Source organism: uncultured Stenotrophomonas sp., assembly GCF_945952405.1.
Classification (GTDB): domain Bacteria; phylum Pseudomonadota; class Gammaproteobacteria; order Xanthomonadales; family Xanthomonadaceae; genus Stenotrophomonas.
The window spans coordinates 117,019-139,994 of record NZ_CAMFIA010000004.1; the positions used below are offsets into that span (position 1 = coordinate 117,019).

Annotated in this window: 22 protein-coding genes, 1 pseudogene and 1 riboswitch; of the genes and pseudogenes, 9 read left to right on the plus strand and 14 right to left on the minus strand. The window is 67.9% G+C overall.

The window, feature by feature from the left end; translation table 11 throughout:
• Positions 1-19: 19 nt before the first annotated feature.
• The 3 genes from Q0P60_RS05800 to Q0P60_RS05810 form a co-directional block, all read right to left on the minus strand.
• Complete coding sequence (locus Q0P60_RS05800; protein ID WP_069116224.1) at positions 20-412, minus strand: hypothetical protein; 393 nt, start codon at positions 410-412, stop codon at positions 20-22.
• An 82-nt stretch (positions 413-494) separates the two neighbouring features.
• On the minus strand, positions 495-1,391 hold the full coding sequence (locus Q0P60_RS05805) for a siderophore-interacting protein (protein WP_294989564.1): 897 nt from the start codon (positions 1,389-1,391) through the stop codon (positions 495-497).
• Between the two features lie 141 nt (positions 1,392-1,532).
• Positions 1,533-2,759 carry a multidrug effflux MFS transporter gene (locus Q0P60_RS05810; RefSeq protein ID WP_294989567.1) on the minus strand — a complete coding sequence of 409 codons (1,227 nt, stop codon included), beginning with the start codon at positions 2,757-2,759 and terminating at the stop codon, positions 1,533-1,535.
• A 299-nt stretch (positions 2,760-3,058) separates the two neighbouring features.
• A riboswitch (glycine riboswitch) is annotated at positions 3,059-3,161 on the plus strand.
• Between the two features lie 62 nt (positions 3,162-3,223).
• Between Q0P60_RS05810 and gcvP the strand changes: the two genes are divergently transcribed.
• Positions 3,224-6,091 (plus strand): aminomethyl-transferring glycine dehydrogenase, encoded by a 2,868-nt coding sequence (gcvP, locus tag Q0P60_RS05815; RefSeq protein ID WP_294989569.1) that lies wholly within the window; start codon positions 3,224-3,226, stop codon positions 6,089-6,091.
• A 96-nt stretch (positions 6,092-6,187) separates the two neighbouring features.
• On the opposite strand, the gene Q0P60_RS05820 is transcribed toward gcvP, so the two are convergent.
• From Q0P60_RS05820 to Q0P60_RS05830, 3 genes are all read right to left on the minus strand, one after another.
• On the minus strand, positions 6,188-6,598 hold the full coding sequence (locus tag Q0P60_RS05820) for a VOC family protein (RefSeq protein ID WP_294989572.1): 411 nt from the start codon (positions 6,596-6,598) through the stop codon (positions 6,188-6,190).
• 103 nt (positions 6,599-6,701) lie between these two features.
• The gene (locus tag Q0P60_RS05825) at positions 6,702-8,069 is read right to left on the minus strand and encodes an amino acid permease (protein ID WP_100440413.1); all 1,368 of its coding nucleotides are present in this window, start codon (positions 8,067-8,069) and stop codon (positions 6,702-6,704) included.
• 82 nt (positions 8,070-8,151) lie between these two features.
• The gene (locus Q0P60_RS05830) at positions 8,152-8,874 is read right to left on the minus strand and encodes an AraC family transcriptional regulator (RefSeq protein WP_294989579.1); all 723 of its coding nucleotides are present in this window, start codon (positions 8,872-8,874) and stop codon (positions 8,152-8,154) included.
• A gap of 107 nt (positions 8,875-8,981) precedes the next feature.
• Here Q0P60_RS05830 and Q0P60_RS05835 point away from each other — a divergent pair.
• Positions 8,982-9,209, plus strand: a pseudogene (locus Q0P60_RS05835) (hypothetical protein); the annotation flags it as partial.
• Positions 9,210-9,242: 33 nt separating this feature from the next.
• On the opposite strand, the gene Q0P60_RS05840 reads toward Q0P60_RS05835, so the two are convergent.
• The gene (locus Q0P60_RS05840; protein ID WP_294989585.1) at positions 9,243-9,917 is read right to left on the minus strand and encodes an alpha/beta hydrolase; all 675 of its coding nucleotides are present in this window, start codon (positions 9,915-9,917) and stop codon (positions 9,243-9,245) included.
• A 146-nt stretch (positions 9,918-10,063) separates the two neighbouring features.
• On the opposite strand from Q0P60_RS05840, the gene Q0P60_RS05845 reads away from it, so the two are divergent.
• Positions 10,064-10,351 (plus strand): hypothetical protein, encoded by a 288-nt coding sequence (locus tag Q0P60_RS05845; protein WP_294989588.1) that lies wholly within the window; start codon positions 10,064-10,066, stop codon positions 10,349-10,351.
• An 86-nt stretch (positions 10,352-10,437) separates the two neighbouring features.
• Here the strand turns inward: Q0P60_RS05845 and Q0P60_RS05850 are convergent, their stop codons facing one another.
• On the minus strand, positions 10,438-12,561 hold the full coding sequence (locus Q0P60_RS05850; protein WP_294989591.1) for a methyl-accepting chemotaxis protein: 2,124 nt from the start codon (positions 12,559-12,561) through the stop codon (positions 10,438-10,440).
• A gap of 202 nt (positions 12,562-12,763) precedes the next feature.
• On the opposite strand from Q0P60_RS05850, the gene Q0P60_RS05855 reads away from it, so the two are divergent.
• A complete protein-coding gene (locus tag Q0P60_RS05855) occupies positions 12,764-13,720 on the plus strand; it encodes a L,D-transpeptidase family protein (RefSeq protein ID WP_294989594.1) in 957 nt (318 codons plus the stop codon).
• Positions 13,721-13,724: 4 nt separating this feature from the next.
• Entirely contained in the window at positions 13,725-14,396 is a 672-nt protein-coding gene (locus Q0P60_RS05860; protein WP_294989597.1) for a M23 family metallopeptidase, read from the plus strand.
• Here Q0P60_RS05860 and Q0P60_RS05865 read toward each other — a convergent pair.
• The 5 genes from Q0P60_RS05865 to hflK form a co-directional block, all read right to left on the minus strand.
• Positions 14,332-15,042, minus strand: coding sequence for a hypothetical protein (locus Q0P60_RS05865; protein ID WP_294989600.1), 711 nt, complete (start codon positions 15,040-15,042; stop codon positions 14,332-14,334). The genes Q0P60_RS05860 and Q0P60_RS05865 overlap by 65 nt on opposite strands.
• A 126-nt stretch (positions 15,043-15,168) precedes the next feature.
• Entirely contained in the window at positions 15,169-16,461 is a 1,293-nt protein-coding gene (locus tag Q0P60_RS05870) for an adenylosuccinate synthase (RefSeq protein WP_294989603.1), read from the minus strand.
• Positions 16,462-16,746: 285 nt separating this feature from the next.
• The gene (locus tag Q0P60_RS05875; RefSeq protein ID WP_294989606.1) at positions 16,747-16,932 is read right to left on the minus strand and encodes a DUF2065 family protein; all 186 of its coding nucleotides are present in this window, start codon (positions 16,930-16,932) and stop codon (positions 16,747-16,749) included.
• 67 nt (positions 16,933-16,999) lie between these two features.
• Complete coding sequence (locus tag Q0P60_RS05880; RefSeq protein ID WP_010482785.1) at positions 17,000-17,863, minus strand: protease modulator HflC; 864 nt, start codon at positions 17,861-17,863, stop codon at positions 17,000-17,002.
• Positions 17,860-18,993, minus strand: coding sequence for an FtsH protease activity modulator HflK (hflK, locus tag Q0P60_RS05885; protein ID WP_294989610.1), 1,134 nt, complete (start codon positions 18,991-18,993; stop codon positions 17,860-17,862). Before hflK ends, Q0P60_RS05880 begins: the two co-directional genes overlap by 4 nt.
• A gap of 153 nt (positions 18,994-19,146) precedes the next feature.
• On the opposite strand from hflK, the gene Q0P60_RS05890 reads away from it, so the two are divergent.
• Positions 19,147-20,142 (plus strand): YhdH/YhfP family quinone oxidoreductase, encoded by a 996-nt coding sequence (locus tag Q0P60_RS05890; protein ID WP_294989613.1) that lies wholly within the window; start codon positions 19,147-19,149, stop codon positions 20,140-20,142.
• A gap of 88 nt (positions 20,143-20,230) precedes the next feature.
• Positions 20,231-20,602: a twitching motility response regulator PilH gene (gene pilH, locus Q0P60_RS05895; RefSeq protein ID WP_005410644.1), complete on the plus strand. Its 372-nt coding sequence runs from the start codon at positions 20,231-20,233 to the stop codon at positions 20,600-20,602.
• 129 nt (positions 20,603-20,731) lie between these two features.
• Here the strand turns inward: pilH and Q0P60_RS05900 are convergent, their stop codons facing one another.
• Entirely contained in the window at positions 20,732-21,619 is an 888-nt protein-coding gene (locus tag Q0P60_RS05900) for a DnaJ C-terminal domain-containing protein (protein ID WP_294989619.1), read from the minus strand.
• 261 nt (positions 21,620-21,880) lie between these two features.
• On the opposite strand from Q0P60_RS05900, the gene Q0P60_RS05905 reads away from it, so the two are divergent.
• Together Q0P60_RS05905 and Q0P60_RS05910 are read left to right on the plus strand one after the other, a co-directional pair.
• Complete coding sequence (locus Q0P60_RS05905) at positions 21,881-22,363, plus strand: peroxiredoxin (protein ID WP_294989622.1); 483 nt, start codon at positions 21,881-21,883, stop codon at positions 22,361-22,363.
• A 29-nt stretch (positions 22,364-22,392) separates the two neighbouring features.
• Positions 22,393-22,968: a ferritin-like domain-containing protein gene (locus Q0P60_RS05910; protein ID WP_294989625.1), complete on the plus strand. Its 576-nt coding sequence runs from the start codon at positions 22,393-22,395 to the stop codon at positions 22,966-22,968.
• The last annotated feature ends 8 nt before the right edge of the window (positions 22,969-22,976 follow it).

A 22,976-nucleotide genomic window follows, 5' to 3' on the forward strand; every position in this document is an offset into this window, starting at 1 on the left:
GGCGCTACCGCAATGAGCGTCAGCTGTCCTTCTTCGCCGCCATCGCGGCGGCCAGCTCGGCCTTGAACTCCTCGAAGGTCTGGCCCTTCTCCTTCGCTTCGGCCTGCGCGGCATCACGCAGCGCATCGGAATACATCAGCCGGACCGGCGTGCCGTTGCGCTCGTGCAGTTCACCGGCCTGCATGATCAGCGCCAGCACCTGTGCGGCGCTGTCGCTGTGGCCGGCAATGCGGCCATCCATGCCCAGCACCCACTCGCCATCGCGGCGCACGACACCGGCCAGCAGGGTGCGCTGTGCGTCGCGCAGTTCGGCATGCGGTTCCACCGGCGAGGCCTGGGCAGCGGCCTTGTTGGCGGCCTGCTTTTCCTGGCGACGGCGCTGGTCGCGGCGGGTCTTGGAGCTGGTGGACATGGTGCGGTACCGCAGCGAGGGGGGCGCAAGGATAGCGCACCCCAGCCGCGGCGCCGTTTCACGCGCGCCCGCACCCGCGCGGTCAGTCCAGCACTTTGCCGTCCCGCCAGTAGCCCATGAAGGTGATCGCGCGGCGGTCCAGGCCGCAGTCGCGGACCAGATGGCGGCGGATCGCCATCACCGCGCCGGCCTCGCCGGCCACCCAGGCGTACAGCGGCCCGATCACGCCGGCATCGGCCTGCTCCCACAGGATCTGCGTATCAACGTCGATCTCCTCCAGCGCATCCCCGGCAGCCACGCCCGAGGCCGCTGCCAATCGCGCCTGCACCGCCTGCAGCAACGGCTGTCCGTAGGCCGCCTGCCCGCGCGGCAGCCAGACCAGCTCGGCGCTGGAAGGCGCCTTCAGGGGCACCGCGTCGCCGGCCTGGGCGACTTCGAGCAGGGCCAGCGTGCGCGGAGGGTCGACCATGGCTGACAGCTCCTCGAGGATGCCGGCCACCGCAGGCAATGCGGTTTCATCGGCCACCAGCAGTACCTGGCCGACACCGGCCGGTGGCTTCCACTCCCAGCCCAGGCTGCTCTCGGCACAGTCGGCGTCCGGCGCCAGCAGCACTACGCGGTCGCCGGGGCGGGCGTGCATGGCCCAGCGCGAGGCGGGACCGGCTTCGCCATGGATGACGAAATCGACGTCCACCTCGCCCTGCTCGGCCCGCAGCTGGCGAATCGTATAGGTCCGCATCGGTGGCCGCTGGTCATCGGGCAGGGCCCGGTAGCGGGGGTACCAGTCTTCGCCGCTGGGGACCTGCGGCACGTCCTGGCCGGGAAGCGGGAAGAACACCTTGATCCGCTGGTCCGGGCCTTCGGTCTTCATCCGCGCCACGTCGGCACCGGTGAACACCATGCGGTCCAGGGAAGGGGAAAGAACGCGGCGCTCCTTCAGCGCCACCTCGAACAGGCGGTAGGTCTGCTGCGCAGCCATGGGGGAACCTCATGCAACGACATCGGATCGGCTGGCTGTCGTGCATCCACGCACCGGCTGGCTGGAGTGTCCAGCCTAGTCCGGTACCCGCCCGTCGCAAGGGCTGCGGGCATCGCGCCCCGCCCTACCCCTGCGCGCTGCTCAATGGCCCGTGCAGGCTGCCTGCGCCGCGCGTTCACGCTGGTGTTCCCAGTACCAGAACACGAAACCGGCGACGAAGAACGCCGCCTGGCCCAGCGCCAGGTGCAGCGGGCTGGCGCTGAGCAGCGGCGACACCACGCCGGCCACCACGGTGCTGATCATCAGCTGCACGAAGGCCTGCAGCGACGAGGCCAGGCCGCGCTGGTGCGGATACATGTCCAGCACCGCCAGCGCCAGGATCGGGAAGATCAATGCCATGCCCATGCCGCCCAGGAAGATCGGCAGCACCGCCCACGGCAGCACGAACTGCGGGGCCAGGGCCACGTAACCAACGTTCAGCAGCACCGACAGCGCGCAGAAGCCGAAGCCGATGGCGACCTGGCGGGTCGGCGTGGTGTGCCCGGCCATGCGCCCGGACAGGAACGAGCCGGTGGTCATGCCACCGATGGTCGGGATGAACAGCCAGGCGAATCCGCCTTCACCCAGGTGCAGGTGCTGCATCACGAATACCGGCGCCGAGGAGATGTACAGGAAGATGCCGCCGAAGCCGATGCTGCCGGCCAGCGCCAGGCGCAGGAAGCGCGGGTTGAAGCCGATGCGCACGTAATCGCGCAGCAGCGTCCGCGGCGACAGCGCTACCCGGGCTTCGACAGGATGGGTTTCCGGCAGGTAGCGCGCGGTGGCCGCCAGCAGCACCAGTGCGAACACCACCAGGAACCAGAAGATCAGCGGCCAGCCGGCGCCGCTGAGCAGGATCCAGCCGCCGATGATCGGGGCGATGGCCGGGGCGATGCCGAACAGCATCGACACCTGGCTCATCAGCCGCTGCGCGTCATGGCCGTGGTACAGGTCGCGGATCACCGCGCGGCCGACAATCATGCCGACGCCCGCCGACAGGCCCTGCAGCGCGCGGAAGGCCAGCAACGTGCCCAGGTCGGTGGACAGCGCGCAACCGACCGAGGCGCCGACGAAGACCACCAGCCCGCCCAGGATCACCCGCTTGCGGCCCCAGGCATCGGACAGCGGGCCATGCGCCAGGCTCATCAGGCCGTAGAACAGCAGGTACACGCTGATGGTCTGCTGCACCGCCACCTCGTCCACCGCCAGGCGCTGGGCCAGCTGCGGGAACGCCGGGAAGATGGTGTCGATCGAGAACGGGCCGAACATGGCGAGGCCGGCAAGCAGCAGGGCCATGCGGCGGGTGGAAGCAGCAACAGCGGCGGTCATGGAAGAGGCGTCCGGCAGGGCCATGCGTCACACGCACGGCGGGCGCCGGTCCCCTGCAGCAGGGACGGCGCCAGATGAATTCGGGTATCCGCCCATCATAGGTGGGGATTGCGCCCGGCGCCATGCAGCGCTGCACAAAACGCATGCCCGGGCCATCGGCCATTCAGGCACGCGAGCCGTGCCTGGAGGCGGCCCGCGCGCCCGCAACGGGCTATAATCGGCGGGCAACACGGTGGGAGAAGCGGAACACCGCTGCCGAAGGCGCAACGCCCGTAATCGCTCAGGCCCGATACCACCCGTAACACAACTCTGGAGAGACCGGTTCGATCCGGCGCCGAAGGGGCACGAAGCTGCGGCCAGCCGCACTTCCAAACTCTCAGGCAAAAGGACAGAGGGGCGCCCCGCAGACCGCCAACCGGCGGCTTGTGCCCGTGCGTGTGCCCTTTCCTGACGGATCCTTCGCCATGTCCCAGAACACCCCTTCCCTGCGTGAGCTCGAGCACCACACTGCGTTCGTCGAGCGCCACATCGGCCCCAACGATGCCGAGATCGCGCAGATGCTCGACGTCGTCGGCCACGCGTCGCTGGATGCGATGACCGATGCCATCGTGCCGGCCAAGATCAAGTCGCCGGCGCCGCTGGCACTGCCGGAGTCGATGACCGAAGTGCAGGCACTGGCGAAGATCCGTGCGATCGCCGACAAGAACACCGTGCTGCGCAGCTTCATCGGCCAGGGCTACTACGGTACCCACACGCCGAACGTGATCCTGCGCAACATCCTGGAAAACCCGGCCTGGTACACCGCCTATACGCCGTACCAGGCGGAGATCTCGCAGGGCCGCATGGAAGCGCTGATCAACTTCCAGACCCTGTGCGCCGACCTCACCGGCATGGAAATCGCCAACGCCTCGCTGCTGGACGAAGCCACCGCCGCTGCTGAAGCGATGACCCTGGCCAAGCGTTCGGCCAAGTCGAAGTCGGACACCTTCTTCGTGCACGATGCGGTGCACCCGCAGACCCTGGAACTGCTGCGTACCCGCGCGGAACCGATGGGCATCGTGCTGCGTGTCGGCACCCCGGCCGAGGCGCTGGAAGCGGAAGCCTTCGGCCTGCTGCTGCAGTACCCGGACACCTTCGGCCAGGTCGGCGATTACAAGGCGCTGGTTGATGCCGTGCACGCGCGCGGCAGCCTGGTGGCGGTGGCCACCGACCTGCTGGCACTGACCCTGCTGGCGGCCCCGGGCGAATGGGGTGCGGACATCGTGGTCGGCAACAGCCAGCGCTTCGGCGTGCCGTTCGGTTTCGGCGGCCCGCATGCGGCGTTCATGGCCTGCCGTGATGCCTACAAGCGTTCGATGCCGGGCCGCCTGATCGGCGTGTCGGTCGACGCACAGGGCAACCCGGCCTACCGCCTGACCCTGCAGACCCGCGAGCAGCACATCCGCCGCGAGAAGGCCACCTCCAACATCTGCACCGCACAGGTGCTGCTGGCGGTGATGGCCTCGATGTATGCCGTCTACCACGGCCCGGAAGGCCTGACCCGCATCGCCCGCCGCACCCACCGCCTGGCTTCGATCCTGGCCGCGGCGCTGCGCACGGCCGGCGTGCAGGTTGGTGGCGATTTCTTCGACACCCTGCATGTCACCGGCGTGCATGCCGATGAGATCCACGCCAAGGCCCGCGCCGCCGGCTACAACCTGCGTGCGATCGACAGCGATTCGGTCGGCATCAGCCTGGACGAGACCGCCACCCGCGCCGACGTGGTTGCCCTGGCTGCCGTGTTCGGCGCCCAGGCCGACGTCGACGCGCTGGATGCCGGCACCGCCGACGCGCTGCCGGCTGGCCTGCTGCGCCAGTCCGCATTCCTGACCCACCCGGTGTTCAACACCCACCACAGCGAGCACGAACTGCTGCGCTACCTGCGTTCGCTGGCCGACAAGGACCTGGCGATGGACCGCACGATGATCCCGCTGGGCTCGTGCACCATGAAGCTCAACGCCACCGCCGAGATGATCCCGGTGACCTGGCCGGAGTTCTCGCAGATCCACCCGCTGGTACCGGCCGACCAGGCGCTGGGCTACAAGGAACTGATCGACACGCTGGAAGCGATGCTGGTGGAGTGCACCGGCTACGATGCGGTCAGCCTGCAGCCGAACTCCGGCGCGCAGGGTGAGTACGCCGGCCTGCTGGCGATCCGCGCCTACCACCGCTCACGCGGCGAGGGCCATCGCGACATCTGCCTGATCCCGGATTCGGCGCACGGCACCAACCCGGCCTCGGCGCAGATGTGCGGCATGAAGGTGGTGGTGACCAAGACCGATGCCAACGGCAACGTCGACGTCGAGGACATCCGCCTCAACGCCGAGAAGTACAGCGACCGCCTGGCCGCGATCATGATGACCTACCCCTCCACGCATGGCGTGTTCGAGGAAGAGGTGGTCGAGATCTGCGAGATCATCCACAAGCACGGCGGCCAGGTGTACACCGACGGTGCCAACATGAACGCCCTGGTCGGCGTGGCCAAGCCGGGCAAGTGGGGTTCGGACGTTTCGCACCTGAACCTGCACAAGACCTTCTGCATCCCGCACGGCGGTGGTGGCCCGGGCGTCGGCCCGTGCGCGGTGAAGGAGCACCTGGCGCCGTTCCTGCCGGGCAAGCTGGGCGACAACGGCCCGGTCGGCATGGTCAGCGCGGCCAGCTTCGGCAGCGCCTCGATCCTGCCGATCAGCTGGATGTACATTGCGATGATGGGCCGCGAAGGCCTGCGCAAGGCCACCCAGGTCGCGCAGCTCAACGCCAACTACATCGCCAAGCGCCTGGCCCCGCACTTCAAGACCCTGTACACCGGCCGCAACGGCCTGGTGGCACATGAGTGCATCCTCGACGTGCGCCCGCTGGAGAAGACCAGCGGCATTGGCGCCGAGGACGTGGCCAAGCGCCTGATCGACTTCGGCTTCCACGCGCCTACGCTGAGCTTCCCGGTGGCCGGCACGCTGATGGTCGAGCCGACCGAGAGCGAATCGCTGCACGAGCTGGATCGCTTCATCAACGCGATGATCCAGATCCGCGAGGAAATCGGCGCGATCGAAGACGGCCGCCTGGACCGTGAGGACAACCCGCTGAAGAACGCGCCGCATACCGCGACCGCGGTGACCGCCAGCGAATGGACCCACGCCTATCCGCGCGAACTGGCCGCGTTCCCGCTGGCCAGCCTGAAGCAGGCCAAGTACTGGCCGCCGGTGGCCCGCGTCGACAACGTGTACGGCGACAAGAACGTGATGTGTGCCTGCATCCCGGTCGACGCCTACAAGGATGATGAAGTCGAGGCGTAAGCCTGCGCTTGATCGGTAACGAGAACGGCCCGCGCAAGCGGGCCGTTCTCGTTTTGCGGCTGCGATGGAGCCACGCCGCGCATGCAGGCCGTGTTCTCACGGGTCCGGCATCTGCCCGAGGCTGAGCTGCCACGACACGCCGAAGCGGTCCTGCACCCAGCCGTAGCGGTTGCTGAAGTCATAATCGCCGACCGGCATCAGCCAATGGCCGCCATCGCCCAGCACGCGCGCCGCACGCTCGAACTGTTCGGCACCGGAACACTCGACGAACAGCGAGATCGATGGCGTGAAGGTGAAACCGTGCACGTCGAGGCTGTCGAAGCACAGGTAGTGGGTGCCGCCGAGCAGGAAGATGGCCTGGCGCACCTGCCCGGGGACGCCGGCGCCGGGCCCCTCCGGGTGGCGCTGCAGGGCCAGCAGGCGGAAATCGGCGAAGGCTTCGGCATACAGGGCCAGGGCGGCCTCGGCCTGGCCGGTGAACATCAGGAAGGGACGGCTGCGCAGCATGCGGTACTCCCGGGCAACGGGCCGATGACGGCCCACCCGATCAGAGTGCCACGATGGATGTGCAGCCCTCGTGGCAGTGCCGGCCGCTGGCCGGCAGCCTCGCTCAGGCTTCGCGCATGCGTCGCGCGATGGCGCTGCCGGCGGCGATCGTAGCGGTCAGCGCGACCATCGACAGGAACTGCAGCCGCGTGTGCGACTCGCTCAGCAGCAGGCCGAAGATCAACGCCAGGATCGCCAGTGCGCAGCAGGTCAGCCACGGGAAACCGGCCATGCGGAACGGCAGGCGGGTCCCCAGGCGATCGGCGCGGCGGCGCAGCACCAGCTGCGAAACCAGCGACAGGGTCCACACCAGCAGGCAGGTGGAACCGACGATGTTCAGCAGCACCGGCAGCACCCGGTCCGGGAACAGCAGCTCCATCACCGTGGCAGCGAAACCGAACAGCACGCTGGCCAGTACCGCGACCACCGGCACCTGGCGCGGATCGGTCCAGCCGAGCACGGCCGGGGCTTCGCGGCGCTGCGCCAGCGAATACATCATGCGCGAGGCGCCGTAGAGATTGGCATTGAGCGCCGACAGCAGCGCGATCACCGCGATCAGGGTGATGGCGGTGCCGGCGCCCGGAATGCGCGCAATGTCCAGCACCGCGGCGAACGGCGACTTCAGCGCCTCGCTGGTCCACGGCACCACGGCAATGATCACGCTCAGCGAGCCGATGTAGAACACCAGGATGCGCCAGGCCACGGTGCGGATGGCACGGGCGATGCTGCGCTCGGGATCTTCGGTTTCCGCCGCTGCCACGGCCACGATCTCGGTGCCACCGAAGGCAAACACCACCACCAGCAGTGCAGCGCCGATGCCGGCCAGGCCCTTCGGCGCGAAGCCGCCATGCTCGGTGAAATTACTCAGCCCCGGCGAGGTCACCTGCGGCAGCCAGCCCATCAGCAGCGCCACGCCGATGGCGATGAACGCCAGGATGGCCGCCACCTTGAGGATGGCGAACCAGAATTCGAATTCGCCGAAGTTCTTCACGCCGAGCAGGTTGATCGCGGTGAAGAACAGCATGAAGGCCAGTGCCGCCATCGGTACTGGTACTGCCGGCCATACGGTGGCCAGCAGCCCGGCCGCACCGACCGCTTCGGCCGCGATCACGATCACCAGCTGCACCCACCACAACCAGCCGACGGTGGCGCCGGCGGTGGCGCCCATGGCGTCGGCGGCATACACCGAGAACGCGCCGCTGGTCGGTTTGGCCGCCGCCATCTCACCCAGTGCGTTCATCACGATGATCACCAGCGCACCGGCCACCAGGTACGACACCAGCACCGCCGGACCGGCCGCCTGTACGCCCACGCCCGAGCCCAGGAACAGCCCGGCGCCGATGGCGCTGCCCAGGCCCATCATGATCAGCTGGCGGGGCTTGAGCGAATGTCCGAGACGGGACGGCGAAGCGGTCGGAATCGAGTTGGGCATCGGCGGGGCTGGCGGCGGGCTACAGGGGCGACACCTTACCCTGTCCCGTGCCCACGGGGATAGGCACAGCGCAGCAGGCGGCTCAGGCCAGCGCAGGCTCGCCGAGGGTCCCGCCAATACGGGCACGGTAGGCGCGCGGCGAGAAACCGGTTTCAGCCTTGAACTTGCGGGTGAACGCGCTCTGGTCGCTGAAACCGCAGGCCTGGCCGATGCAGGCAATGCTGTCGTCGCCATGCAGCAGGTGCATGGCCATCTGGATCCGCAACCGGGTCAGCACCTGCTGCGGGGTCATCTGGAACACCTTGCGGAAACTGCGCTCCAGCTTGGACAGCGAGAAGCCGGTGATGTCCAGCAGGGTCTGCATGCGCACATTCTCGGCGTAGTGCGCGTTGAGGTGGGCCAGGGCCAGCCGCAGCTGTTCGTACTGGGTGCCCAGGCTGTCCTTCTGGCCGAGATCGCGGGAAATGCCGATCAGGCCCTCGATGGCGCCGTCGACCAGCAGCGGCCGCTTGCAGGTCAGGCACCAGCCCGGTTCGCGGTTGGCGAACAGATGCAGCTCCATCAGGTTCTCGATCACCTCGCCGGACAGCACGCGGGCGTCCTGGTCGACGTAGTCGGCACTGAGCCCGGTCGGGTAGATCTCGGCGGCGGTACGCCCGATCACATCCTTGCGCGCGCGCAGGCCCAGCCGCCGCAGCATGGTCTGGTTGACGTGGGTGTAACGCCCCTGGCGGTCCTTGATGAAGAACAGCACGTCCGGGATGGCGTCGAACAGGGCTTCGATGTCGGCGGGCTCGACTCGCATGCGGCAAGCATAGCCGAGGCACCTTGCCGGTGCGATCACCCTTGCGGGACTTGCACTTAACGCGGCCAGGGCCACCGTGGGGGCCAGCCCCCAGCGGAGACCCGGTCATGCCCCGAGGTGACAAGGCCGCCTATACCGAAAAGCAGAAGCGCCAGGCCGGACACATCGAAGAAAGCGAACGCGAACGCGGCGCCAGTGAAAGCACGGCCGAACGCATCGCCTGGGCCACCGTGAACAAGCAGGATGGGGGTGGCAAGCGCAGTGGCAGTGGGCGCAAGGCAGCGAAGAAGGCACCGGCGAAAAAGGCCGCCAGCAAGGCAGTGGCGAAAAAGGCGGCGCATACCCGCACGCGCGGCTGAGCGCGTCGGTCAGGGCGGCAGCGTCTTCATCCAGGCTGCAACCTCGGCTGCAGCTGCGTCGGCGCGTGCCTGCAGCAGCAGATGTGGCCCCTGCAACGACACATGGCGGGCATCGGGCAACAAGGCCTGCAGTTCGGCCACGCTGGGCGGCCACAGCAGGCGGTCCTGCCGGGCATGCAGGCACAGCGTTGGCAACACAAGTTCCGGCAGCAGTGCACGAACATCCACCTGCAGCGTGGCTGCAGCACGCCGGCGCAGGGTTGCCGCCGGCACCTGGGTGATTGCCAGGCCCAGCTCACGCAGGTTCGTGCGCGTCCGCCACTGCCCCAGCAGCAATCGGGCGATCAACGCCAGTGGCGGCAACGGCCACGCTTGGGTCAGTATCCGTGCGCTCGCCGCAGGCAACGGCACCGGCCTCCGTGCGAAGGTCGTACTCAGTACCAACCCTCGCAATCCGGGCGGTCCAGCCACCGCCAGTTCGATGGCCAGGGGACCGGCGAAGGATTCGGCCAGCAGTACAAAGGGAGATGCCGGAAGGTGCGGGCGCAGGATCGACGCCAGCGTGGCGTAGTCCTGCGGCCCCTGCGCGGGCATCGGCAGCACCTGCACCCCCAGGCCCTGCGCCTGCATCGCCTCCACGAAGCGTGTCGACAACAGGCCGGTGCCATCCAGTCCAGGCAGCATCACGACATTCGTCACATCGATCACCCTTCAGGTCTCTTCGCACGGCTTCCTGCCTGCAGCTTCGCTCATTGGCTCAACGTAAGGAAGTTCACGGCGGCGCACGCAGCGCGCTACCCTGATGATCCCGACGGAACGGAGAAGGCGGAATGCGCAAGCCACGCTGGCTCAGCTGGGCCGGCATTGCCGTATGCACACTCTATCTCGCGCTGACCGTCTGGCTGGTGCTCGATGCACAGACCAACAGTGATCCCAAGAGCGCCTACATCCTCATGGAGCTGCCGGTGATGCTGCAGACCGCAGCGCTCGACGTCATCGACATGCGTGCGTGGCTTTCCGGAAAAACCTGGATGACCGTCTACCTTCTGGTGGTGCCCCCGACCCTGGCCGTTCTGTATGCGGCTGGGGCCATGCTCGGCAGTGTCCTGGAACAATGATGACGGTGTGTCCGCCGGCCTGATCAGGCAATGGAAATACGGCCGCTCAGGGCGGCCGCATTCCCTTCACGGAGTCAGCAGCCTGCTCAGGCCACGCGACGCGGCACGCCCGGAACCGCTGCGCCTTCCACCTTGAACACCGACACCGAGGTGGTCAGTGCGTGCGCCTGTTCCTCCAGCGCCCGGCTGGCGGCGGTGGCTTCCTCCACCAGGGCGGCGTTCTGCTGGGTCACCTGATCCATCTGCACCACCACCTGGTTGACCTGCTCGATGCCGGCGGCCTGCTCCTTGCTGGCTGCAGCGATGTCGCTCATCAGCTGGGTCGTGCGTGAACTTGCCTGTGCTACGCGTGCAATCGCCGCTTCCGACTCGACCGTCACCGCCAGGCCGCTCTGCACCTTGGCGGCGGCATCTTCGATCAGTTCCTTGATTTCCTTGGCGGCGACACCGGCACGCTGCGCGAGCGTGCGCACTTCGCTGGCGACAACCGCAAAGCCACGGCCCTGCTCACCGGCCCGCGCGGCTTCCACCGCGGCATTCAAGGCCAGGATGTTGGTCTGGAAGGCGATGCCATCGATCACCGTGGAGATTTCCGAGATGCGTGCCGACGACTGGTCGATCTCGCCCATCACCGATGCCATCTGTGCCATGGCCTGTTCGGTCTCGCGCACCGCGGCACCGGCGGCATGCGCTTCGCTGTCGGCCTGGCGTGCCAGTTCGGCATTCTGGCGCACGGTCGAGGTCAGTTCCTCCATCGAGGCGGCCGCCTCTTCCAGGTTCGCCGCCTGCTGCTCGGTGCGGCGCGACAGATCATTGTTGCCGGCGGCCAGTTCCTGCGCCGCATTGTTGATGCTGTCGGCTGCCACCTGGATGCCACGCACGATGCCGGTCAGCTGGGCGGTGGTGGTGTTGGCATCGTCGCGCATGCGCGCGAACACGCCGTCGTACTCGCCGTCCATGCGTGCAGTCAGGTCGCCGTGCGAGATCGCGCGCAGCACGTCGGAGACGTCGGCGATGCTGGCCTGCGAACTGGCCATCATGCCATTGAGGTGCTCGACCATCGCCTTGAACTGGTACTGGAACGCGGCGGCATCGCCGCGCATGCTGAAGTCACCGGCGCGCGCAGCGCGGGCCAGTTCATCGATCTGCGCGTTGATCGCCATCAGGCTCTGCTTGACCGCAGCCAGGGTGCGGGTCAAAGCGCCCTTCTCGCCCGGGTAATCCGGCAGGTCACGGCTGAGGTCACCGATGGCATAGCGCTGCATCACCTCGGCCATCAGCAGTTCCACCTGCACGTGCGACTCGACCAGGGTGTTGGTGGCCTGCACCATGCGCCCGAAATCGCCGGGGAAGGCACTGGCATCCATCCGATAGCGGATCGCACCGGCCTCATGCTGCTCGGCCATCTGCAGCTGCGCGCCGATCGCGGCCTGCACGCTCTGGCGCACGCTGGCCATCGCCTCGCCGAGCTGGGTCAGCTCGTCGCGGCCGCCGAGGCGGAACTCCTGGTCCAGCTGGCCCTTGGACAGGCGCTCGGCCAGGTTCACCGCACGCGCCAGCGGGCCAGTCAGGCTGCGGCCGATCATCACCGAAGCAGCAATGCCGACCAGCAGCGCAACGCCGCCCAGCACCAGCAGCTGCAGCAGGCTGCGCTCGCCCAGGCGGATCGCCTCGGCAGCGGCATCCCGGCTTTCCTTCTCTTCGAAGTCGACACCGTCGGACAGCGCCTTGTTCCAGCCATTCGCGGCTTCCTGCACCGGCCCCAGGGTCAGCGCCACGGCACCGGGATAATCGCCCTGCTCCATCAGCTCGCTGGTCTGCTTGTTGAGCGGGCGCGCAATGGCACGCTTGGCCGCAATGGTCTCAGCGATGGCCTTGCCTGCCGCATCGCTGGGCAGTGTCTGGTAGGCGTTCCAGCTGGCCTCGTAGCGTTTCACCAACTCGGCGATGCGCGTTTCGTCGTGGCCACGGTCGTCACCCTGGCGGATCAGCATCTCGCGGCGCACCACCATCATCTGGTTGTTGGCGTCGAGCATCTGCGACAGCAGGCGCACCTTGGCCACGCTGACATCGACCACCTGCTGCATCGCGCGCTTCTGCACGACGCTGGCGGTGGCTCCGGTGGCGACCACGGCCGCGACCAGCAGCAGCAACAGGCCAAAGCCCAGCCCAAGACGCCAGGCAACCCTGACATTCCTCAAGTAGTTCATCGGTACATCCAAAACGGGGGGATGCGCCCCTATCGGCCGCGCAAGCGCCGCACTTGATACGCCGTTGGCGCCCGGGGTGGATGCGGTTCAGGCATGTGACGAGCGGCGCTGGCGATGCCGCGCTCAGCCGCGCGTCAGCGACTTCACGCGGAATGCTCGTGCCGGGCAGGCAAGGTGGAGCGGTATCCTGAGGGAGTTGTCCATGCTTTCAGCCCGTGTCGCCGTACTGTCGCTCACCCTGCTGGCCCCGGCCGTCTTCGCCCAGGCGGCGCCAGCCGGCCTGCCGGCCCCGATTGCGGAGAAGGCCGGCCCCGATACCGCGCCCAGGTCGGCCCTGCACGCCCAGGTCCTGCTGGATCGCGCCAACTTCTCGCCTGGCCAGATTGATGGCGAGGTCGGCAGCAACCAGCGCCGCGCGGTCGCCGGCTTCCAGGCCGCACGCGGCCTGAGCGTGAGCGGCGAGCTGGACGAGGCCACCTGGCGCGCCCTGCAGGCCGATACGGTCCAGCCGCTGGCCAGCTACACGCTGACCCCAGCCGATGTCGCCGGTCCGTTCCAGGCCATTCCCAAAGGGCCGGCCGCACAGGCCAGGCTGAAGTCATTGGGCTACAGCAGTGTGGAAGAAGCCCTGGGCGAGCGCTTCCACGCGTTCCCCGGGCTGCTCAAGGCCCTGAATCCAGGCGTGGACCTGGCCAGGGCAGGCAACCCGATCCAGGTGCCCAACATCGCGCCGGCGGCATTGCCGAAGGCAGCGAAGATCGTGGTCGACAAATCCGATTCCACCCTGCAGCTGCTGGATGCGCAGGGCAAGGTGATCGCGCAGGTGCCGGTGTCGTCCGGCAGCCAGCACGACCCGTTGCCGATCGGCGAATGGAAGATTCTGGGTGTCTACCGTGACCCGCCGTTCCACTACAACCCCAAGCTGTTCTGGGATGCCCGCAAGGGCGAGAAGAAGGCCACGCTGCCGCCGGGACCGAACAATCCGGTCGGGCGGGTCTGGATCGACCTGTCCAAGCCGCACTACGGCCTGCATGGCACGCCCGAACCCGGCCATGTCGGCAAGACCGAATCACATGGCTGCGTGCGCATGACCAACTGGGATGCAGTGCGCGTCGCCGACGCCGTGGACACCACCGTGCCCGTGCTGATGCAGGAGTGAGCCGATGCGTCTTTCCCATCTGATCGTGCTGGGCGTTCTGCTGGGGCTGGGCGCGGGCGGGTGGCTGCGCCGCGATGCGGCTGAGCCGGTCGCCGCATCGCACCCAGCAGCGCAGCCGCCGGTGGCCGCGGCAGCGCTGAAGGAACCGGTCGCGCGTGTCACGGCCCCACCCGCCATCGCCGCGCCTTCGATCGCGCAGGCGGCCGATGCACCGCGCGGCCTGCTGCTGCCGGTGCGCGGAGTGCTGGCCTCGCAACTGCGCGACACCTTCACCGATGCGCGCAGCGAGGGCCGCGTGCACGATGCGATCGACATCATGGCCGACGCCGGCACGCCGGTGCTGGCGGTGGCGGATGGCACGGTGGAAAAGCTGTTCGACAGCGAGCGCGGTGGCCTGACGATCTATCAGTTCGAGCCCAGCGGGCGCTGGTGCTATTACTACGCGCACCTGCAGCGCTACGCCGATGGCCTGGCCGAAAAGCAGTCAATCAAGCGCGGGCAGGTGATCGGTTACGTGGGCAGCACCGGCAACGCCAGCGCCGAGGCCCCGCACCTGCACTTCGAGGTGCACATGCTTGGACCGGAAAAACAGTGGTGGAAGGGAGAGTCGATCAACCCCTATCCCCTGCTGAAGCACGCGGCTGCGTCTGCCGATGCTGCCAGCGGCGCAGGCTGAAGGTGAAAACCGCCAGCACCGCGCCCGGAATCAGCAGCAACAGTGCTGCCATCTTCCAGAAAAAGAACGGCCACAGCCAGGCGTAGTCCAGGTCGGTCAGCTTCAGCAGGTCCAGTGGCGGCTGCACTTCAATGGCCGCCGCCCGGCCTGCAAGCGCCGGGTCCACCGCCAGCACGGTCACCCGCAGCCATGAGCGGCCCTGCGGCAGCGCGTCAGCGCGGCCATAGCCGAAATAGGAGGCGGCGAAGCGATCCGGCTCGACCGACTGCAGTGCGCGGTTGACGCCCTGCCCGGCCACGCCCGAGCGCGTGCCGGCACGGAAGTCGGCGTGATCGGTCGGGGTTTCGATGCGCAGCAGCACGTCAGGCTCAGGCGCCGAGGAATCAATCCCTGCGGAAGCAGGCGCTGTCGCGGCGGCCGTGACCCGGTCCTCCTCCGCGTAGCGCAGGCGCAGCCGCAGGCGGTCATCGATCAAGCGGTAGACGCTGAGTTCGGCGCTGGCACCCGGGCTCAACGCCAGCGGCAGGGTCTGGGTCCGCGAGGCCAGATGATTGCCGAGGGCGCCCAGCGCCAGCACCAGGCAGGCCAGGCCCCACAGGCTCCAGAGTGCCCACAGGACACCCCACATCAGCGTCCGCCCTTTCATGCTGGCATCCCGGTCATCGCTGTACGTTCCGCTGGGCCCCCGGGCACAGTAACGAAAAAGCCCCGCTTGCGCGGGGCTCCTTCATCCAGCAATGGCGGGCAAGGCCCGCTGCCAGCGGTCATCCACTCAGGCAAACGGATCCTGCAGGACCATGGTGTGGTCGCGGTCCGGGCCGGTGGAGACGATGCTGATCGGGCAGCCGGCCAGCTCTTCCAGCGAACGCAGGTAGGCGCGTGCGGCCGGCGGCAGGTCGTCCCAGTTGGTGATGCCGTGGGTGTTCTCGCTCCAGCCCGGGAACTCCAGGTACACCGGGGTGCAGTCTTCCCAGCCCTGCGCGTCCAGCGGCGCGTACTCGGTGCGCTTGCCGTTGTATTCGTAGGCGATGCAGACCTTCAGCTTTTCCATGCCGTCCAGCACGTCCAGCTTGGTGATGCACAGGCCGCTGATGCCGTTGATGGCCACGGCGCGCTTCAGCGCGACGATGTCCATCCAGCCGCAACGGCGCGGGCGGCCGGTCGACGCACCGTACTCGGCGCCGCGGTCGCGGATGCCCTGGCCGACTTCGTCGTCCAGCTCGGTCGGGAACGGGCCGCCGCCGACGCGGGTAGCGTAGGCCTTGGCGATGCCCAGCACGTAGTCGATCGAATCGGCGCCGACGCCGGAACCGGCCAGCGCACCGCCGACGGTGGTGTTGGAGCTGGTGACGTACGGGTAGGTGCCGTGGTCGATGTCCAGCAGCGCACCCTGCGCGCCTTCGAACAGCGCGCGCTTACCCTGCTTGCGCAGGTCGTGCAGGATGCCGGCCACGTCGGACTTCATCGGCTGCACGTACTCGCCGAACGCCAGCGCTTCGTCGAAGGTCTTCTGGAAATCGACCGCATCGGTGTTCAGATACTTGGTCAGCACGAAGTTGTGGTAGTCCAGCGCCGTGCGCAGCAGTTCTTCCAGCTGCTTCGGGTAATGCAGGTCGGCGATGCGGATACCGCGACGCGCCACCTTGTCTTCGTAGGCCGGGCCGATGCCACGGCCGGTGGTGCCGATCGCCTTGCCACCGGCAGCGCGTTCGCGCGCCTGGTCCAGGGCGATGTGGTACGGCATGATCAGCGGCGCGGCCGGGGAGATCTTCAGGCGCGAACGCACTTCCACGCCGGACGATTCCAGCTCGGCGATTTCCTTCTGCAGCGCGGCCGGCGAGATCACCACGCCGTTGCCGATCAGGCACAGCGCATCGTCACGCAGGATGCCCGACGGGATCAGGTGCAGGACGGTCTTCTTGCCGTTGATGACCAGGGTGTGGCCGGCATTGTGGCCGCCCTGGAAGCGCACGACGGCGCCGATTTCCTCAGTGAGCAGATCGACGATCTTGCCCTTGCCTTCATCGCCCCACTGGGCACCAAGCACTACGACAGACTGACCCATGACGGGCTCCTCATATGTTGCGGCCATCGGGGCCGCGGACGGTTGAACCGCAGCGGGGCCGGCCAGCACCTGGAAGGCGGCTCCAAACGGGGAGCGGCCGGCGATGGAAGGCCCAGACACGGAAAAAGCCGAACGGGGGAGGCCCGTCCGGCTTTTGTGCATTATCCGGGTTTCCGGGGTCCGGTGCCACCTTTCCGACGGGCGGCTTCACCGGCCGGTCAGCCGCCCGCCTGGAGGTCCGGAACGGGGTCCGATCCCTTTCCGCAGGAAGGGATCGGACCCCGGCTAATGTCGCACCCACCACAGCAGGCTCAGCCCGGCCAGCAGGACCAGCCCGCCGAAACTGCGCAGGGCCGGGCTGGGCATGTCGAGCAGGCGTTCAGCCATGCGCTTCCAGGCGAACGGTGCAACGAACAGGAACAGGCCTTCCAGCACCGCGACCAGGCAGATGGCGGCGAACAGATCTTTCATCGGGGACTCCGGAAAAAGCACGGGGCCCGGCATCTGGCCGGGCCCCGTGGGGTAATGCCCTGCGACCTCAGCGGTCGTTCTTCAGGTACTGCAGGAACGGGTCGTTCTTGTCGAGCACGATCACGCCGTTGCCGTCGGTCATGGAGCCACGGTAGGCCTCCAGGCTGCGGTAGAACGCATAGAACGACGGGTCGGCCGAGCCGGCCTTGCCGTAGATGCGGGCAGCGTCGGCATCGCCTTCACCGCGCAGGCGCTGCGCGTCACGCTCGGCTTCGGCGATCAGCACGGTGCTGTCACGGTCGGCCTGGGCGCGGATGGTCAGCGACTGTTCCTCGCCTTCCGCACGCAGCTTCGCCGCTTCCTGCTTGCGCTGGGCGCGCATGCGCTCGTACACGTCGTTGATGACCTGGCTGTCGGTCGGCAGGTCGACCTGCTTGATGCGCAGGTCGATCATCTGCATGCCGAGGCCGGCCACGGCTTCGTTGATCCCCTTCAGCTGCTCGGCGATCAGCTCGCTGCGGTCGCCGGAAACCAGCTGCTGCAGGGTGCGCGAGTTGATCTGGTTGCGCAGCGAGTCGGTGATGATCGGCGCCAGGCGGGCATTGGCGATGCGCGGATCGCCGCCGGTGGCACGGAAGTAGTCACCCACATTGGAGATGTAGCCGATGGCGAAGAAGTCGACGCTGACGTCCTTCTGCTCGGCGGTGAAGTAACGCGCCGGCGCGGTATCCAGCACCTGGAAGCGGCGGTCGAAGACCTTCACCGTTTCCACCACCGGCACCTTGAAGTGCAGGCCCGGCTTGATGTCCGAACGCACCACCTTGCCCAGGTTCAGGACCATGGCGGTCTGGTCCTCACGGACCACGTACACCGAGCCGAGCAGGCCCAGCACCACCGCCACGATCACGGCGATCCAGATAGGACTCTTCATCGGCTGCCCTCCTCACGGCCGCTCGGTCGCCCGCTCGGGCGGCCTACCGGCCGGCCCGGATCGCGGGACTGTTCCACCGCCGCGCCCGGCAGCGACGGCATCACCACCTCCGGGTTCGGCACTGCGGCCGGGGCCGAAGTGCTGGGACGGGTATCGCCGGTCATCGGCACGTAGATCAGCTGGCGGCCATCGCCACCGATCACCTTGCGGTTCTCGCTCAGCACCTGCTGCACGGTTTCCAGCCACAGGCGCTTGCGGGTCACTTCCGGGGCGTCCTTGTACTGGGCCTGCAACAGGCTGAAGCGCTGCGCATCACCCTCGGCCTTGGAGACCACGGCCTGCTTGTAGCCTTCGGCGGTGGTACGGGCACGCGAGGCCTGGCCACGGGCTTCCGGCACGACCTTGGCCGCGTAGGCCTGGGCTTCGTTGATCAGGCGTTCCTTGACCTGCTGGGCACCGTTGACCTCGTCGAAGGCCGGCTTCACTTCCTCCGGCGGACGGGCGTCCTGCAGGGTCAGACCGGTCACGGTCAGGCCGGTCTTGAACGCGCGCAGCAGCGCCTGCAGGCGCTCCTCGGCGGCCACGGCCAGCGGGCCGCGGTTGTTCAGCACGGCATTGAGGTCGGCACGGCCGACTTCCTCGCGTACCGCGCTCTGTGCCGACTGCTCCAGCACCTGGTTGGCATCCACGGTGCCGAACAGGTACTGCTGCGGGTCATCGATGCGGTACTGGACGTTCAGCGAGACGTTGACGATGTTCTCGTCGCGGGTCAGCACCGGCACCTGGATCGAGAAGGTCTTGATCTCGGTGGCGTTGACCTTGGTGACCGATTCGATCGGCCACGGCAGCTTGAAGTTCGGGCCGGGCTGCAGGATCCGCGAGAACTGGCCGAAGCGCAGTACCACGCCACGCTGCTGCTCGCCGATCAGCTGGAAGCTGGAGAACAGCACCAGCAACACCACTGCGGCCACCACCCAACGCACGATGCCGCCGTCGAACAGGTCCTTCAGCGGCCCGGGCAATCCGCCCCAGCCACCACCATTGCCACCGCCGCGCGACCCGAACGGCCCGCGTCGCTTGTCCTCGGGGCCTTGTCCGCCCTTGTTGCCGCCGGGTGTATTCCAGGCCATGCACGCTCCATCAAGATTTGGGCTGCGGCGCGGGCCCTTCCCGCGGCGCCAGCCGTGAAACCATCACCGATCATACAAGATGGGGCGGATCGGCAGGATCGAAAGGGGGCCGACGGGGTAAGGTGGCGTTTTCCTCGAAGTCAGGCAACGCCGATGGCCCCCACCACCCCGTTCACCGCCTTCCGCATCGAAAACGACGACGCCGGCTACCGTAGCGGCCTGGCCCAGCTGGGTGTCGATGACCTCAACCCCGGCCAGGTGCTGATCCGCGCCGGGTGGTCCTCGGTCAACTACAAGGACGCCCTGGCCGGCACCGGCAAGGGCAGGATCCTGCGCCGCTTCCCGCTGGTGGGCGGCATCGACGTGGCCGGCACCGTGGTCGCCAGCACCGATCCGGACTGGCGTGAAGGCGATGCGGTGCTGGCCACCGGCTGCGGCCTCAGCGAGACCCGCGATGGCGGCTACAGCCAGTACGTGCGGCTGGAGTCACGCGCGGTGATCGCCCAGCCGCCCGGCTTGAGCCCGCGCGAGGCGATGGTGCTGGGAACGGCCGGCTTCACCGCGGCACTGGCCCTGTTGCGCATGCAGGACAACCGCCAGGTTCCGGACCTCGGGCCGCTGGCGGTCACCGGCGCCAGTGGCGGTGTCGGCGCACTGGCGCTGTCGATCTTCAGCCGCGCCGGCTACACCGTGCATGCGGTCAGTGGCAAACCGGACCAGGCCGATTTCATGCGCGCCATCGGCGCCGCCGAGGTGCTGCCGCGCGAGGCCCTGGCCGATACCGGCCCGCTGCAGTCGGCCCGTTTCGGCGGTGGCCTCGACAATGCCGGCGGCCGCATGCTCGCCAGCCTGCTGGCACAGACCGTGCCCTACGGCAGCGTGGTCAGTGCCGGGCTGGCGGCCAGCCCTTCGCTGGAGATGACGGTGATGCCGTTCATCCTGCGCGGGGTGTCGCTGCTGGGGGTGTCCTCGGCCAATGCCCCCCGCCGGCTGCGCGAGGTGGTGTGGTCGCGCCTGGGGGGCGAATGGAAGCCACAGCAGCTGGACCGCATCTGCACCGCCGAGGTCGGCCTCGATGAGCTGCCTGCCGTGTTCGAGCGGATGCTGGCCGGTCGTTCGCTGGGCCGCACCGTGGTGCGGATCGACTGAACGTCGCAGGCAGGCGACGGACGGCAGACGCGCCCCTCCCGTCGGTAATGTGCCCGCACTACACTGCGGGCATTACATGGGGAACAACATGGCACGCATTCTGATCGTCGACGACTCACCGTCGCAGCTGTTGGGGATACAGCGCATCGTCGAGAAGCTCGGGCACCAGATCCTGACCGCGACCGATGGCGCGGCCGGCGTCGAAACCGCCAAGGCCGAACTGCCCGACCTGGTCCTGATGGACGTGGTGATGCCCAACCTCAATGGTTTCCAGGCCACCCGCACGCTTGCCCGCGATGAAGCGACCCGGCATATCCCGGTGATCCTGGTGACCACCAAGGACCAGGACACCGACCGCATGTGGGGCATGCGCCAGGGCGCCAAGGCCTACATCACCAAGCCGTTCTCGGAAGACGAACTGTCCGAAGTGCTGGAGCGGGTGTTCGCCGGCCAGGGCTGAGGCGCGCGCGGTAGTGCCGGCCGCTGGCCGGCAACCACGCATCACCGTCCCGGGTAATGAAATTGCCGGCCAGCGGCCGGCACTACCGGAAGGCGTGCGGACCAAGGTCCGCACCCACCAGCATCGGCCTCAGATGGATTCGCCAAAGGCCTTGGCCAGATTGCGATAGGCCTTCTTCTGCGCCTCGTCGGTCGCAGCGGGCGCCACGATTTCCAGCTCCACGATCTGGTCGCCGTCCGGGTTGCCCGGCAGGCCGCGGCCACGCAGGCGCAGCTTGCGGCCGGCGTCGGAATCGGCCGGGATCTTCAGTTCCACCGTGCCGCCCAGCGTCGGGACGCTCAGGCTGGTGCCCAGCGCGGCCTGCCACGGCGTGACCGGCAGCGTGTAGAGGATGTTGCGGCCATCGACCTCGAACTGCGGGTGCGCGGCATATTCCACTTCCAGCAGCAGGTTGCCGCCGTGGTTGCCCTGCCCGGCCAGGCGGATCACCTGGCCCGGGCGGATGCCCTTGGGCACGCGCACGTCCAGCTGCTTGCCATTGACGGTAATGCGCAGGCTGTCGCCACCGTAGGCCGCTTCCAGCGGCACCGACAGCTTGGCGCGGGTGTCGCGGTTGGGGGCGTGGCCCTGGCTGCTGAAGCCCGGCCCCGGACCGGCACCGCCACGCTGGCGTGCGAACAGGCTTTCGAAGAAGTCGCTGAAACCGCCGTTGGGGCCGCCGCCGCCGAACACTTCCTCGAAATTGAAGCCACCGGCACCACCGTAGTTCGGCGGCACGTTGAACTCCTCGCCCGGGCGGTAGCCCTGCGCCCGCAGCTGGTCGTAGGCCGCGCGCTTCTCCGGATCACGCAGCGCTTCATAGGCCTCGTTGACCGCCTTGAACTTGTCTTCGGCCCCGGCCTCCTTGCTGACGTCCGGGTGGTACTTGCGTGCCAGCCGGCGGTAGGCGGTCTTGATCTCCGCCTCGCCCGCGCTCGGTTCCACCCCCAGGGTGGCGTAGTAATCCTTGAATTCCATCCAGCTACCTCGATTCGCTTCGGCCGCGCCGGTGGCGCCGCCCCGGGTTCATTCTACGCGCCGGCGATGCTACGCCGCGCCTCGTGCGGCCCCGGTGAGGCCGACTGATCCTGCGCAATGCGGTTGCCATCCCCATGCCCCAGCCTGTGGCTGGAAGCCCGCGCCGCAAAGCCTGAAGATGGGGCCTGCACGCCGGTTTTCCAATGTCTTGACACCCCTGTCCCATCCGGCCCTCTAGCCTGCCCCTGCAAGGAGTTCCCCATGACCATCCATGTCGGTGACCGCATTCCGGAAGTGACCCTCAAGCGCATTCGCGAGGGCATCGAAACGCTCGATACGCATTCGCTGTTCGATGCGCGCAAGGTGGTGCTGTTCGCCGTGCCCGGTGCGTTCACCCCGACCTGCTCGGCCCGGCACCTGCCCGGTTACGTCGAGAAGTTCGAGGCATTCCGCCAGCGCGGCATCGACGTCTACTGCATGGCGGTCAACGATCCCTTCGTGATGAAGGCCTGGGCCGCCACGCAGGACGTGCCCGATGGCCTGCTGATGCTGTCCGACGGCAATGCCGAACTGACCCGCGCGCTCGGCCTGGAGCTCGACGCAAGCGCATCGGGCATGGGCATCCGCTCGCGCCGCTTCGCCCTGTACGTGGTCGATGGCGTGGTGCGTGCGGCCTGGATCGAACAGCCCGGCCAGTTCGAGGTGTCTTCCGCCGAGTACGTGCTGGAGCACCTGCCCACCTGATTCCCCACCGCAGAAGGAAACGGCCAGCCATGTCCAGCAAGCCAGCCAAAGCATCCAAGCCCGCCGCGAAGATTCCCGGCATCAGCGACCGCAAGACCCTGCGCGAGCGTGCCCGGCGCAACCTCGAGGACGGGGCGATCACCGACAGCTACAGCGCCGACCGCAAGGTGGTGATCAAGCTGCTCAACGACGCCCTGGCCACCGAGTACGTGTGCGTGCTGCGCTACTACCGGCACTATTTCATGGCCAAGGGCATGCTGGCCGACGCGGTCAAGGCCGAGTTCCTGGAACACGCGCAACAGGAACAGGCGCATGCCGGCAAGCTGGCCGAGCGCATCGTGCAGCTGGGAGGCGAACCGGACTTCAATCCGGATACGCTGACTGCGCGCTCGCATGCCGAATACAAGGAAGGCAGCGACCTGCGCGACATGGTCCGCGAAAACCTGGTGGCCGAACGCATCGCGATCGACAGCTACCGCGAGATGATCAACGTCATCGGCGACCGCGACACCACCACCAAGCGCATCCTTGAAGAGATCCTGGCCCAGGAAGAAGAGCACGCCGACGAATTCGCCGACCTGCTGGATGGCTGGATCGGGGAATAGCGGCCCAA

Coding starts and splice junctions, on each gene's coding strand:
- Q0P60_RS05800 (WP_069116224.1), bottom strand. CDS start 412: ATGTCCACCAGCTCCAAGACCCGCCGCGACCAGCGCCGTCGCCAGGAA.
- Q0P60_RS05805 (WP_294989564.1), bottom strand. CDS start 1,391: ATGGCTGCGCAGCAGACCTACCGCCTGTTCGAGGTGGCGCTGAAGGAG.
- Q0P60_RS05810 (WP_294989567.1), bottom strand. CDS start 2,759: ATGACCGCCGCTGTTGCTGCTTCCACCCGCCGCATGGCCCTGCTGCTT.
- gcvP (WP_294989569.1), top strand. CDS start 3,224: ATGTCCCAGAACACCCCTTCCCTGCGTGAGCTCGAGCACCACACTGCG.
- Q0P60_RS05820 (WP_294989572.1), bottom strand. CDS start 6,598: ATGCTGCGCAGCCGTCCCTTCCTGATGTTCACCGGCCAGGCCGAGGCC.
- Q0P60_RS05825 (WP_100440413.1), bottom strand. CDS start 8,069: ATGCCCAACTCGATTCCGACCGCTTCGCCGTCCCGTCTCGGACATTCG.
- Q0P60_RS05830 (WP_294989579.1), bottom strand. CDS start 8,874: ATGCGAGTCGAGCCCGCCGACATCGAAGCCCTGTTCGACGCCATCCCG.
- Q0P60_RS05840 (WP_294989585.1), bottom strand. CDS start 9,917: ATGCTGCCTGGACTGGATGGCACCGGCCTGTTGTCGACACGCTTCGTG.
- Q0P60_RS05845 (WP_294989588.1), top strand. CDS start 10,064: ATGCGCAAGCCACGCTGGCTCAGCTGGGCCGGCATTGCCGTATGCACA.
- Q0P60_RS05850 (WP_294989591.1), bottom strand. CDS start 12,561: ATGAACTACTTGAGGAATGTCAGGGTTGCCTGGCGTCTTGGGCTGGGC.
- Q0P60_RS05855 (WP_294989594.1), top strand. CDS start 12,764: ATGCTTTCAGCCCGTGTCGCCGTACTGTCGCTCACCCTGCTGGCCCCG.
- Q0P60_RS05860 (WP_294989597.1), top strand. CDS start 13,725: ATGCGTCTTTCCCATCTGATCGTGCTGGGCGTTCTGCTGGGGCTGGGC.
- Q0P60_RS05865 (WP_294989600.1), bottom strand. CDS start 15,042: ATGAAAGGGCGGACGCTGATGTGGGGTGTCCTGTGGGCACTCTGGAGC.
- Q0P60_RS05870 (WP_294989603.1), bottom strand. CDS start 16,461: ATGGGTCAGTCTGTCGTAGTGCTTGGTGCCCAGTGGGGCGATGAAGGC.
- Q0P60_RS05875 (WP_294989606.1), bottom strand. CDS start 16,932: ATGAAAGATCTGTTCGCCGCCATCTGCCTGGTCGCGGTGCTGGAAGGC.
- Q0P60_RS05880 (WP_010482785.1), bottom strand. CDS start 17,863: ATGAAGAGTCCTATCTGGATCGCCGTGATCGTGGCGGTGGTGCTGGGC.
- hflK (WP_294989610.1), bottom strand. CDS start 18,993: ATGGCCTGGAATACACCCGGCGGCAACAAGGGCGGACAAGGCCCCGAG.
- Q0P60_RS05890 (WP_294989613.1), top strand. CDS start 19,147: ATGGCCCCCACCACCCCGTTCACCGCCTTCCGCATCGAAAACGACGAC.
- pilH (WP_005410644.1), top strand. CDS start 20,231: ATGGCACGCATTCTGATCGTCGACGACTCACCGTCGCAGCTGTTGGGG.
- Q0P60_RS05900 (WP_294989619.1), bottom strand. CDS start 21,619: ATGGAATTCAAGGATTACTACGCCACCCTGGGGGTGGAACCGAGCGCG.
- Q0P60_RS05905 (WP_294989622.1), top strand. CDS start 21,881: ATGACCATCCATGTCGGTGACCGCATTCCGGAAGTGACCCTCAAGCGC.
- Q0P60_RS05910 (WP_294989625.1), top strand. CDS start 22,393: ATGTCCAGCAAGCCAGCCAAAGCATCCAAGCCCGCCGCGAAGATTCCC.